Below are 12786 nucleotides of genomic sequence, written 5' to 3' on the forward strand. Positions count from 1 at the left end.
ACTGATCATGATAGTTCTTTTTCATTATTTGTCAAAATAAGAGGATCTCCAGTGGAAACTAAAAAACTTCAACGCCTATGTTTAGGCGCTCATATGTCAATTAAAAATGGCTTTTGGCAGGCAGTCAAAGACGGAGCTTCAATTGAATGCCAATCAATTCAGTTTTTCAGTAAAAGCAATCGCCAATGGTATGCAAAAAAAATTACACAAGATGAAGTTACAGACTTTCAAAATGGGTTAAAAGGAACTAAAATAACACTACAATCAATAATGGTGCACGCTTCATATCTGATTAACATAGCATCATCAAATCAAGAGGTATTCGCAAAATCTAAAAAAGCACTTTTGATAGAAATTGAACGGTGCGCTCAGTTAGGTGTCCCTTTTTTGGTGCTCCACCCCGGCTCAAGACTCGATTTTTCCATCAAACAAGCCATTGAACAGGCAAGCAACTGCCTCGATGAAGTTATTTACGAAAGCAACGCTCCGGTTACCATTTTAATTGAAAATATGGCGGGGCAAGGAAGTAGTATCGGATCAACATTTGAAGAACTAGGCATGCTATTTAATCTTCTCTCTCAAACAAGCAAACAAAAACTTGGCTTTTGTATTGATACCTGCCACTTATTTGCAGCAGGAACCGATTATCACACAACAGATGCCTATGAAAATTTATGGAAGACGGTAATGCAACATATTCCACTTGACCATATCAAGGCTTTTCATATCAATGATTCAAAAACAAAGTGTGGATCACACGTTGACCGTCATGAACATATAGGCCACGGGCTCATTCCTCTTCGCTCTTTTCAACTGTTACTTCAAGACAAACGATTCTGGCACATACCAAAAATTCTTGAAACTCCCTATGCTTCACTTGACGATCATAAAAAAAATATATCTATCTTAGTACAACTTGCTTCAAAAACATAAAAAAAGACGGGCATGAACAGTGCCCGTCTTTTAAAGCAGCGCTTCTTCGTATGTTGTACTTCCAACCATCAAGGAATTGAAGTCCTGAATAAGCTACTTCAAGTCTCACTCTTTTTTTTAATTATAACAAATATTTTTGTGTTGCAATACCTCAGGCAACAATTTATCCTTTATATCCAACCATTTTTTTGCAACACTTATTGTTTTTAAGAAAAATAATTGAAAAGCAACATCATTTTTCTTATTACTTGATTTATCTAAAAATAAAACTACAATTAATAATTTCAGAATACAACTAATTATTTTTTGTTTAATTAGTTGTATTACAAATTAAACTTAGATTTTAGCGCCCTATGTCTTTTAAAACCGCCATCGCTTTGCGCTTTTGATTTAATGAAACAATCAAGCTGTTTTGACAATGTTATCTGTATAGAAACAAAATTGTTTGGTTATACCATCTGAAATACGTAGAAAACGTATGCGGAGTTGAATTAAAGCATCATTAAGAATAGTCACCAGTAGAACTGAAAAGAATATAGACCGAATAACAAATCCACATAAGGAATGTTTATCCTATGATTCTTTTGCGCAATTTTGAAAAATACCACCAAGGCAAGGCATTACCGGTATTTGCTTGATGAATTATTGCTGCAAATACATCCCAAACACATGGATTCTGTATTGACCCAGTTATTCTTTGTAATTTTTCAAAAAGGTCATCTGGATTCTGTGTTTTCAGTTGCTCTATTGAATGAATGCCAAGAAGCTCAAGATCATGCAAAACGGCTTTGCCAACATTTTTAAGTGACAATAACTCTTTACTCTTCATATTTTTTTACCTTTTAATGCAACCCTTTAATCGCCTGCAGTTCCTTTAAAAACTGAGCCACGTCACTAGAATTTCAGATCCTTACATGAGGTTTTATCTTAAAGTTATTGAACCACATTCAAATATCATCGCAGAAGGTGGATTTGATCAAGTACCACTATCAACCATAGTTGGTTTTGAAACACATCTAGGCCTACAACTTGAGACATTATTACTTCAAAATCGCCAGTTATTGATTGAAAAACTAGGTATTTCATCTGTCGATATTGTACGCAGCGGACCGTACAGACAAACAAAAACAACTACTCAGCAAGGTTGCCAAATCGATTATCTAATACAAACAAAAACCAACGGCTTATTTATTTGTGAATTTAAATTCAAAAGACGTGAAATTGGCATCGATATCATTACCGAAATGCAGGAAAAAATAGCAAGACTAAAAGCGCCAAAAGAATTCGCAAAGGTAGCCGTATTATTCCATGTAAGCGGTGTAGTTACTACCGTTGCAACAAGCTCCTATTTTTATCGCATCATTAATATTGTAGATTTTTTAGAAAATCATTAAATGTCCTATCCAGTTACTTTTTTTAGAAACGCAGTATCAGGTTTTTCAAGAGCTTCGTACACGTATGCTTCTATTTGTGTCAACATCCATAAACTCAAATCTTTTAGTGTGCAGATCCCAACTTTTTATCCTGCTCATCTCCTGTCAGTACATGAGTAAGCTCATCTGTCGAGACAATTTTATTATTCATAATTTTATGGAATGCAATAACTTTAATCTCCACTTTCGTACCATCTTTTTTACTTGCTTTAGCCCTGTGGACAGTACATACGGTGTTTTGATCTGCAACAATGTCATCATAGATTATCTCTACCTTTGAAGCCAATACAGACTTTAAATATTTCACATGGCTTAACAGATCATCATAATTTAACACTTTACCATCTGAATATTGTTTATATGATACATCATGATATTTCGCTACAGCCTCTTCTAGATAAGGTGCATTAAAAATATCAAAAGATTTTTTTACTAACTCAATATTACTTTCAATCCTTTTATTTTTTAAAAACAACGATATCGAATAAGAAATTGCCAAAAGAAAACAAAGTACCATAAGCGAATATACATTTACCTGTCTCAAAAAATTCATTTATGAAATCCTTAAAAAATACTTTAATAGCCAAAATGATTGTAGAAGCTGGAGGAGAGAGGGGGATTCGAACCCCCGATTTCCATCGCTGGAAATAACGGTTTTCAAGACCGCCGCATTCAACCACTCTGCCATCTCTCCGCATGTGGTGCGCCTGAAAGGAGTCGAACCTTTAGCCTTCAGATCCGTAGTCTGACGCTCTATCCAATTGAGCTACAGGCGCATAATTTCAATGAAATGGTGGAGAGAGAGGGATTCGAACCCTCGCGCCCAGTTTCCTAGACTCTTGCTTAGCAGGCAAGCGCTTTAAGCCACTCAGCCATCTCTCCGAAAAAGACATTTTAAATAGTTTGCAAGATAATAATACCTGATACAGTGTTTTTTGCAAATAAATCTCACAAGCCCAAAAAATACCCACAAACCAACCTCACATTCTCAGGCTACGATTATTTGTTGCTCAATTTTATCATTGAAATATGTTTTGTAAAAACCACTCCTTTACCGCCTGCTCGGGACGATCAAGCTCAACTTTTATAGTTGGTTTATATCGCTCTCGGTTTTTCCTTTTTCGATTCTTGTAAACCTTTATTGGCAAAAACAACGCTCCCGTTTTGCTTGGCAAAATCTCTTTTCGACATTCCATATACACAGTATCATAGCCCGTTTCTGAACCGATCAATGTACATGAGCTTGCTGACGTAATCCGATCTAAAAAATCTAATGTTGCACTGGCGCAGTTCTGATCAATTAATACAATGATTTGCGCGCTACATTGGCATTCAGCTGGAGTAATATCTTCAGAATATTCATCTTTTAGATATGCATCATAAAAGATATGATCCTTGCTAAGCGCATCATCCATTCCTTTCTGTATTTTTAATACATTTTTATATTCAGTTGAATGTACTCCAAATGCCTTTTCAATCAACGGAAGGACAGATCGAATATAATTGCAGTTTGCTTTACTTGCACGCCATCGAGCGTAGGTACTTTTTTCATATTCATAGGTTTTTGCTTGTATATAATCTTTACCAAATAATGCCTGACAGATCTTTTGACCCCAAAACGAACTTCCTCCACCATTGCCGCGAATATCGAAAATAATATACCGGTTATCACGCATCGAAGGTAATACTTGTATGAGGTTTTCCATGCCGTTTTTTTGTGCTCCATCAAGATCAAAAGTTGGAATGGCAATATATACCGTTTTTAAGTCGTCCCATTGCTTAAAAAAGATACTCCTTGAAACCGGTACAAGATTGTCAATTTTTTTGTTAGACTGATACGCAACCCTAAAATGGGGATCTTCAAATGAACTCATAAAATTTTTAATGGTTGCTTGTTGTTCTTTATGATTAATCAGATCTACTGCTGCAGTCACATATGCCCTGATTAACCGCTTTGAAAACTCAGGATCTTCTGTATTGTATATTCCTGGATGATTTTCGACAGTTACTTGAAAAATAAAGTTAAGATCAACAAGGCATTCGCATAAAGCACTTAAATGAATAGCAATTGTCATGAGACTAAAGCTTATTTTCATTCATTACGCTCTCTTTCATTCCACATTTTTTTTCATTCTTTTTCTTACGCGTCATCAAGCTATGAATTTTATACACAGCAAGACAGACTGTGCCTGCCACTTCACTGATTAATGTACCTTTGAATACGTGTGAATAGGTTAAAAGACCAAAAACTGTTTGATTTGCCCGGCCGCCCAAAACTGATCTGCTGATCGATTCCAGGAATGAGATTTTTTCAGGCGCAGGTTTTAATGCTTGATCTTTTTGGCCAGGATATGAACCATTCTTTTTTTGGTCAGGTGGAAGGATAGCACCTAAAAGTTCCTTTTGACCTGAAGTAAGTTCAGTTTTATTTTTTTGCTTGGTTGTTATTACCTCTTGATTGGCACTTATGACTTTTGAATGTAGCTGCATTATGTTCTTAGGATCACTATGTATCCGATCAGTGAAACCACGATCTAGGCCATACCTAAGTCCCGCTTTTTTTGCGACTATTTTTTCGTATCTTATACAGTCCTTAATATTTAGCGTGGCTTGGCTTGCTTCTTCAAACTCTTTTTTTAGGATTTTCTCATATTCTACCGGATCTTTTATCCAGGCCTTTTCCTTATCAATTTTTTGGCCAAGTGAGTCATAAAAATAGCCTATTATCGTTTTTTCATTTATTTTGATTTTTCTTTCAAATTTTCTTTCAAATTGTCTGGTTAAAAAATCAAACTCTGCAAGAAGTTTAAACGAGTTGTTATCAAAGTCGTGATGGAGAGTGACAATATTTTGATAAGTTTCATTGTCATTACATATTGTTTGAGAGATTTTTAGTCCTTCTTTTGCCAGATACAATCTGCAAAGGCTCCAACGCGGGTCATCTTCAAGTCCACGTTGATTCTGAGCATTAAAAAGCAATGGTTTGTAGTGAGTATAAAAATTGCTTGCAATATGATCCAGTTTTTCTTTTATGAGTGCTGTTAATTCTTCTATTGATAATTGATTGATAGCTGCTTTATTGAGTTGTTTTTCGTGATATAAGTCAGAAGCAAGATCGCGTGTATTAGGAAGGCAATCAGTCGTGGCATGGTCGGCGTAAAAGAAGTCTGCGTTGATTTGCAAGAAGTGCAAACTACATAAAACTCCGACAAAAAGAACGACTTTTCTACTATTTTTCATGATTATTCTTTTCAAAATAAGCAACCTTTTTTGTCTCAGCTGTTTTTATCTTTGACTGATTCTTTTTGTTACGCGTCATCAGGCTATGAATTTTATATACAGCAAGACAGACTGTGCCTGCCACTCCACTGATTAATGTACCTTTGAATACGTGTGAATAGGTTAAAAGCCCAAAAACTGTTTGATTTGCACGGCTGCCCAAAACTGATCTGCTGATCGATTCAAGCAATGAAACTTTTTCGGGCGCAGATTTTAATACTTCACCTGCTTGGCCAGGATCTAATTCATTTTTTCTTGGATCAGGTGAAAGGATATCATTTAAAAGTTCCTGTTTGTCTGATGTCGGTTCAGTTTTATTTTCTGATTCATTTAATGTTTCGTTTGTATTTTCATCTGAAACTTTGAATTCGGTTGATTCATTCTTGCTTTGTTCGCCAGAGCCATGATTAGTGTCTGAGATTGTCGATATTTTGTGATTATCTATAATTTCTTCCTTGATATCTTGGCCTTGCTTGGCAGTTACATTTTTCTCGTATGCTTCCATTATTGTAGGGAGGTCATACTCCATTCTGTTACGTTCTTCGCCAGTGTGCTCGTTGATTTCGTAAAAACCATAATTTGTGGTATTGAAACGATGTTTTCTTTCATTTGATGTGTACAGCGTTTTGATTAGTCGAAATCTGTCAGGCGCTTTTTTTTCAGCGTCTATGCAAGAATGTACTTCTTTTCCAAGGTATCGTGCTTCTGCTAGCGTAAGCTTAAGCATTTTTTGATATTCTACCGGGTCTTTTATATAAGCCTGTTCTTTTTCAATTGCTTTTTCAAGAGAATCATAAAGATATTCATTTATGTTTTTTCCATCAATCTTAAGATCTGCTGCAAAAATGTCATTCAAAAAGTTGATCTCTACCAGAAGTTTGTATGGATTATTCTCAAAATAATTATTTTTATTGATAATATTTCGATAGGTTTCATTGTGTACACACATTTTTTGTGATATCTTTAGCCCTTCTTTTCCTGCGTATGTTCTAAAAAGTCTCCACCTCATATCATCTTCAAGGTCACGTACAGTCTTATCGTTAAAAAGTAATTTCTTATTTTTATCATAAAAATCTTTTATAACGTAATCTAATTTTTCTTTTGCAATTTCTGTTACTTTTTCTTTTGATAATGTACGGATAGCTTTTTCGTTAAGGAGCTTATGATTGTGCCAGCAAGTCTTGAGATAGCTTGTATCGGGAATGCCTAGTGTAGTTTTATAGTTATCTGAAAATGATGCGTGCGAGTGCAAGGATGGGCGAATTTGTACGTACGAACTACATAAAATACTGACAAACAATACTAATTTTTTAATATTTTTCATTATAATTCCATTATTTTGTTAATTTTTTTAAATAAAAATAGAAATCATGTCAAATATAGCGTATCGGTTATTTTGAAATTGTCAATAAATCGTTCGTTATTTAACTAGATGTTACAAGCCATTGCAAGTTTGCCACTATCCTTGTAAATTGGAACTGTAGATTCCAAATTGCAAGGATGTTTTCAAATGGACCGTCTTTATTGGCTAAAAAAGATTGCAGATGAGCTTTCTGTCCATCCTGCTTGTGCCCTTTTGGGGCCCCGCCAGGTTGGCAAAACAACGTTGGCAAAAGAATATGCAAAAAATGTTAAAACCGTTCACCTATTTGATCTTGAAAATCCTCTGGACCTTGCGCGGCTTGAAAACCCGATGCTTGCATTTGGTAGTCTGGCGGTTGATCTTATTATTATTGACGAAATTCAGTTGCGTCCCGACCTGTTTCCCGTTTTGCGAGTTCTGGTTGATCAAAAGACTCATCGATTTTTGATTTTGGGCAGCGCATCACGTGATCTATTAAAACAGTCGTCAGAAACGCTGGCGGGGCGGATCGGGTACATTGAGCTGACGCCTTTTTGGTTGACTGAAACAAAAAATCACGATCAGCAGTGGTTGCGTGGCGGGTTTCCGTTGTCATACCTGGCAGCCAGGGATGAGCAGAGTTTTCGGTGGCGACAGGCTTATATTGCAACGTTTATGGAGCGTGACATTCCGTCACTCGGCTTTGCCATCCCACCCGCTTTGATGCGACGATTATGGATGATGATTGCGCATGTGCATGGATCCATTTTAAATGCCACCGATCTGGGCCGTGGTTTGGATCTTACGCATCACACGGTTTTAAAATACATCGATATTTTGGAAGGCACGTTTATGGTTCGTGTTTTGCGACCTTGGTTTGAAAATATCTCCAAAAGGCAGGTAAAATCACCGAAACTCTATATTCGTGACTCGGGAATTTTGCATGCGTTGCTTTCAATTTCACAGCCTGAAGCATTGTATGTGTACCCAAAACTTGGTGCGTCGTGGGAAGGCTTTGCACTGGAAACGATCATCAATCAGTATGAGTTGCAGTCGCACGATTGCTATTTTTGGTCAACTCAAGGTGGTGCGGAGCTTGATCTTTTTACTATCAAAAATGGCAAAAGGTTAGGTTTTGAATTCAAATACACCGATTCGCCCAAAATTACCAGGTCAATGCATGTGGCCTTGCAAGATCTTGCATTAGACCATTTGTATATCGTCTGGCCGCACGAACAGACATTTTCCCTGGCTGAAAATATCACCGTGCTTGGATTGAAAAACCTGCAGCCACTTTGATGAATTGAATGTTTTTTGATTTAAGCATTCAGGACTAGATTACTGTTTTGGGCAGCTGGAGCTGGATGGTTTGGGACAGCGTCGATTTTTACTGTTTGTTTTTTCTGCTTTTCTTTGTATGCCTGATACCATTTTTTGCAGGTGGCTACGACAAAATAACCGGCCGTCAAAACGGTTGCGGTGATCAATGAGGCTCCGACCGGAGTTTTTGCTGCTAAGTATGCAAAATGCTTTTCAGATGGCAACAAACCAAACAGTTTCATTGACAGCCATGTTTTTGGTGCAGTGGCAAATGCGCCAGGTTCGTTTAAAAGGACGCGGACGCCATGTTTGAAATTTCTTGCACGTTTGGGCATTGATGGATATGTCTGGTTTCTTTTTACACCGTCAATACTCAGATTTACTTTATTTTCAGAATAAAATGTGTGCATCGATTCTGCAAGTTCAATTTTTTTTGCGATAGATATATGTTGATTATCAATGATAAATGCTAGGTCTGCTTTAGTTTCTTGTATATGTGAACAAATTGCATTAAAGTCATCTGGTCTTCTTATAATTTCTGCGGTATTAACTATAACTCCATCCTCTAAATGAGCATATTCGTGACTTAAAAGTGCTGTTATTTCATTGTCTGACAATGTACTCACGCTTTTATCTATGGCACACTGAAATAGTAAGGTGTGTCCTCAATTTGAAATGAGGTAATGACGTTGCATTTTCACTACAAAATGATAAGTTTTTTGTATCAGAAATCAGCAACGAGGATAAGCAATGGTACGTCGAGTTATTACAGACAGTATTTGGTCACAACTAGAAGAGATACTATGTAAACATGGATGCCACCTGTGGGGCAATGAGCGGAATATAATGGAAGCAATCCTTTGGAAATTGCGGACTGGAGGACCATGGAGGGATATTCCATCCGAATTTTGTCCGTGGCAAACAGCATTTAATCGATTTAATCGTTGGTCAAAAAAGGGCTATGGGAAGGTTTTTTTTTATGCTACGAAAAGAAGTTGATAAAGAATGGGTATTCGCCGACGGAAGTTATGTTAGAGCTCACCAACATGCGACTGGAGCTCAGCGTGGTCAAGAGCGAGCAATTGGAAGATCCGCTGGTGGACTTACTACAAAGATTCATATGTGCACCGATGCGCATGGAAATCCGCTCAATTTTAAAATCACTGGGGGTCAAGTGCACGATTCAAAGGTTGCAAACGAATTAATCGACCTGGCCGAAGGAGCGGAATATTTTATCGCTGACAAAGGCTATGATGCTGATAGTATTCGTATCTATGGACGGACAAAAGGAATGCAAGTAATTATACCAAAAAGAAAAACAGCACTAGACCAGATCCAGAATTTGATGCTCATTTGTATAAAAATCGACACTTAGTTGAAAATCTTTTTGCACGACTCAAGCATTTTCGTGGCATTGCTATGCGTTTTGAAAAACTTGCTAGAAACTTCCAATCTATGCTCTACATCGCATCTATGCACATATGGTTGAAGCTTTTATGCCCTACTAATTAAATTGAGGACACACCTTAGTTTGTTCGATTCGTCTTCTGTTGGTATTATTACTGGTCGTATCCCTAGGGGCTGATTTTCATTTCCAGAGGTTATTGTAAATACGATTAACTGGGTGTCAAGTCCTAAATTTTCTGCAATAGTTAAAATGCGTTTCAAAAATTCTGTATTTCCACCATCATAATGGGGGAGTCCTAATGTTTTAATTGTATTTTTAGATTCTTTCCTTGATTCTTCAATTTTTTCCAAAGATAACGCAGAATCAAGTGCTATATGAAGATCATTTTCTTTTGTTTTATTTATAAGCTCATTAGGGGTTTTTTCAATTTCTTTTATCCTTCTTTCGAGTGATTTTACTTCTGAAGCAGTTTTGATTTTTAGGTTCATAAATTCTTTAAGTTCTTTTACTGAATGTGGTTTATTTTTTTTATAGCCATTTTCATGATTTAGTAAAAATTGATAAAGGCTAGCAGGCCGCAGTAAGAAATCCATTTGAATCAATTGATTATCAAGGGTTATTTTTGTGATTTTTGCCATTTTAATTAAATTTTTGCAATCCTCATCTGTATGCTTTTCAATTGTAGATATTTCTGAAGTGAAAATTTTTATTGCTTTATTATAATCATTTTCTCTTTGTTCTACTACCTTGATCAAAGCGATTAAATTATGTTTTTGAAAAAACTGTTTTATAGTTATTTCTTTTGTCTTTTGTGCTTCCAAAGTTGTAATAAGTTCAGAAATATTTTGAAGAGCTTCAGTTTTTAAGTTAGCACTATGCTCTTCAGAAAGCGGTGTTTGTTCATGTGAAAATAGAACTATAAAACTGAAAAAACAAAAAAAAATAGATAACAAATACTTCATATCAACCTTATTTTAAAATTTTAATTGTAATAAATTTTTGAAACTTTTCTAAATATATATGCTTTTATTTTATACAAAATACCTTTTTAGTCAATTTGCGTTTATCCTCGTATACTTTATACTGTTACCTGCAGTGTATGCCTATTTCAATTAACAGCTTGGGTTCTCATGTCGATCATTCAAAAACTTCCATTACACGAGATTCACAAGATCGCCGCAGGCCAGGTGGTCGAACGGCCGGCCAGTGTGGCAAAAGAGCTTATTGAAAATGCGTTGGATGCTGGTGCAACGGAGATTACCATCCATATCAAACAGGGTGGCAAAACGTTAATTCGTGTTCTGGATAACGGCAAAGGCATGGATCCTGACGATGCGCAGTTCTGTTTTGAGAAGCATGCAACGAGTAAAATTCGCTCGGTGGACGAACTATCTACCATTGATACTTTTGGATTTCGTGGCGAGGCATTGCCAAGTATTGCGGCGGTGAGTAAAGTGACGCTTGTCACGCGGACAGCTGATGCGTCTTATGCATGCAAAGTAACGGTTGAAAACGGCATTATCTCCTCCCAAGAGGCTGCAGGCAATCAGGGTACCGATGTTTTGGTTGCCGATCTTTTTTATAACACGCCTGCACGATTAAAATTCTGCAAAAGCGACCAGACGGAACAGCGGCATATTGTCAGTCTTGTGCATGCGTTTGCTTTGTCGCATGAGCAGGTTGCTTTTAAGCTGTATGCAGATGATGTTTTGATTTTAAATGCAACGGCTACGACAGATATAAAAATGCGGCTGTTACAGATTTTGCCATCCAGTTTTGAACAATCGGGCCTGATTGCGTTTGAGAAAGTGTTTACTGCAAAAGGTTTTTCAATAAAAGGGTATATCACGCATCATCAGTTTGGTACCTATGACCGTTCGCTTATTTTCAGTTTTGTGAATGGACGATGGGTGAAAAATTTTGGACTTGCAGGCGCGTTTATCAAAGGCTGCAAACAGGTCATTCCTGCAGGCAAATTCCCTGCAGGTGTTATTATCATTACGATCGATAAAAAGCTCGTTGATATCAACACGCATCCGCGAAAAGAGGAGGTTGTGTTTGCGCATCCGAAAATGGTTGAAAGTGCGATTGAATCAACCGTTACAGAGCTTTTTTCAGATCAGATGTCACAAAAAATCGGTTATGCGCCATTTTCTGCTCTGCAGAACTCATCTGAACCACGATCACCGTTTGCTTATAAACCGTTTGAGCAATCGGCTCGTTTTGAGGCAGATGTAATGCCTTCGTTTGGGCATACAATTTCGTCGCAATCAGGCCATGAAAGTTCTCAAGAATCTGGTTTTGAATCAAATACGGATAATCAACCAGGTATGCGGGAAAATAGAACAGAAGCTGCGACACACACTGAACCATTTTTTGATATTCTAAAAACAGATTCTGCTGAACAGGCAGATTTAAAACAGTCACATCTTTTGCATAATGATACGTTTGATCTGCAGTTGACTAGCCAACGTTTTGTAGGACAGCTGTTTGATACCTATCTTTTGATAGAACGTGCTGACGAGCTTTTTATTGTCGACCAACATGCCGCACACGAACGAGTTTTATTTGAACGGCTCCATGATGCCGCTCAAAAACCTGAACCGGTTGCACTGCTTTTTGCGCATACGATACATCTGAGTGAAGCAAAGCTTGAGCTTTTGGTACCTTTTTTGCATCTGTTGGAACAGCAGGCGATTATTGCAGAGCCGTTTGATACGCAACAACTTCTGATCAAGGCGATGCCAGTCTATCTGAAAGATGCAAATCTGGATGAACTGGTACATGAGTTTATTACACTGATTGAAAAAGATGAACAAATCGAAGAAAAAGATTTTTTATACACAGTGACCTACAATTTGCATGCTCAAATTGCATGTAAAGCTGCAGTAAAAGCGGGATATAAACTGGATACGCATTTTGTAAATCAGCTATTAAAAGATCTGCGTAGCACAAAAGACTGTTTTTCCTGTCCGCATGGCAGACCAACGGGGTGGACGATTACGAAAAATGAATTAGAAAAAAAGTTTAAAAGAAAAGTGTAGAACCTTAAAATTGGTTCTTATAATTGC

The 12786-nt window shown here is 37.0% G+C and carries 11 protein-coding genes, 3 tRNA genes and 1 pseudogene; 5 read left to right on the forward strand and 10 right to left on the reverse strand.

The features are described 5' to 3' along the window. Window positions 1-51: 51 nt before the first annotated feature. Window positions 52-933 carry a deoxyribonuclease IV gene (locus tag IPG37_04630; protein QQR53712.1) on the forward strand — a complete coding sequence of 294 codons (882 nt, stop codon included), beginning with the start codon at window positions 52-54 and terminating at the stop codon, window positions 931-933. A 568-nt stretch (window positions 934-1501) separates the two neighbouring features. On the opposite strand, the gene IPG37_04635 is transcribed toward IPG37_04630, so the two are convergent. Continuing rightward, window positions 1502-1762, reverse strand: a complete 261-nt coding sequence (locus tag IPG37_04635) for a TfoX/Sxy family DNA transformation protein (protein QQR53713.1) — start codon at window positions 1760-1762, stop codon at window positions 1502-1504. A gap of 85 nt (window positions 1763-1847) precedes the next feature. On the opposite strand from IPG37_04635, the gene IPG37_04640 reads away from it, so the two are divergent. Beyond that, window positions 1848-2327 (forward strand): hypothetical protein, encoded by a 480-nt coding sequence (locus tag IPG37_04640; GenBank protein ID QQR53714.1) that lies wholly within the window; start codon window positions 1848-1850, stop codon window positions 2325-2327. Window positions 2328-2430: 103 nt separating this feature from the next. On the opposite strand, the gene IPG37_04645 is transcribed toward IPG37_04640, so the two are convergent. From IPG37_04645 to IPG37_04675, 7 genes are all read right to left on the reverse strand, one after another. After that, window positions 2431-2919: a hypothetical protein gene (locus IPG37_04645; GenBank protein ID QQR53715.1), complete on the reverse strand. Its 489-nt coding sequence runs from the start codon at window positions 2917-2919 to the stop codon at window positions 2431-2433. A gap of 49 nt (window positions 2920-2968) precedes the next feature. Beyond that, a tRNA-Ser gene (locus IPG37_04650) sits at window positions 2969-3060 on the reverse strand. Window positions 3061-3065: 5 nt separating this feature from the next. Continuing rightward, window positions 3066-3142, reverse strand: a tRNA-Arg gene (locus IPG37_04655). A 15-nt stretch (window positions 3143-3157) separates the two neighbouring features. Next, window positions 3158-3248, reverse strand: a tRNA-Ser gene (locus IPG37_04660). A 137-nt stretch (window positions 3249-3385) separates the two neighbouring features. After that, window positions 3386-4441 (reverse strand): hypothetical protein, encoded by a 1056-nt coding sequence (locus tag IPG37_04665; GenBank protein ID QQR53716.1) that lies wholly within the window; start codon window positions 4439-4441, stop codon window positions 3386-3388. A 4-nt stretch (window positions 4442-4445) separates the two neighbouring features. Beyond that, window positions 4446-5606 (reverse strand): hypothetical protein, encoded by a 1161-nt coding sequence (locus IPG37_04670; GenBank protein QQR53717.1) that lies wholly within the window; start codon window positions 5604-5606, stop codon window positions 4446-4448. Continuing rightward, the gene (locus tag IPG37_04675) at window positions 5596-6969 is read right to left on the reverse strand and encodes a hypothetical protein (protein ID QQR53718.1); all 1374 of its coding nucleotides are present in this window, start codon (window positions 6967-6969) and stop codon (window positions 5596-5598) included. Before IPG37_04675 ends, IPG37_04670 begins: the two co-directional genes overlap by 11 nt. A gap of 186 nt (window positions 6970-7155) precedes the next feature. Here IPG37_04675 and IPG37_04680 point away from each other — a divergent pair, with 186 nt between their 5' ends. Continuing rightward, a complete protein-coding gene (locus IPG37_04680; protein QQR53719.1) occupies window positions 7156-8286 on the forward strand; it encodes an ATP-binding protein in 1131 nt (376 codons plus the stop codon). 20 nt (window positions 8287-8306) lie between these two features. Here IPG37_04680 and IPG37_04685 read toward each other — a convergent pair whose 3' ends face one another. Then, window positions 8307-8933: a hypothetical protein gene (locus IPG37_04685; protein ID QQR53720.1), complete on the reverse strand. Its 627-nt coding sequence runs from the start codon at window positions 8931-8933 to the stop codon at window positions 8307-8309. A gap of 124 nt (window positions 8934-9057) precedes the next feature. Here IPG37_04685 and IPG37_04690 point away from each other — a divergent pair. Beyond that, window positions 9058-9819: pseudogene (locus IPG37_04690) on the forward strand (IS5 family transposase). Here the strand turns inward: IPG37_04690 and IPG37_04695 are convergent. Beyond that, on the reverse strand, window positions 9802-10677 hold the full coding sequence (locus IPG37_04695) for a hypothetical protein (protein QQR53721.1): 876 nt from the start codon (window positions 10675-10677) through the stop codon (window positions 9802-9804). The pseudogene IPG37_04690 and the gene IPG37_04695 overlap by 18 nt on opposite strands. A 168-nt stretch (window positions 10678-10845) precedes the next feature. Between IPG37_04695 and mutL the strand changes: the two genes are divergently transcribed. After that, window positions 10846-12759 carry a DNA mismatch repair endonuclease MutL gene (mutL, locus tag IPG37_04700; protein ID QQR53722.1) on the forward strand — a complete coding sequence of 638 codons (1914 nt, stop codon included), beginning with the start codon at window positions 10846-10848 and terminating at the stop codon, window positions 12757-12759. The last annotated feature ends 27 nt before the right edge of the window (window positions 12760-12786 follow it).

Source organism: bacterium (assembly GCA_016699125.1).
Lineage (GTDB): Bacteria > Babelota > Babeliae > Babelales > Vermiphilaceae > AWTP1-30.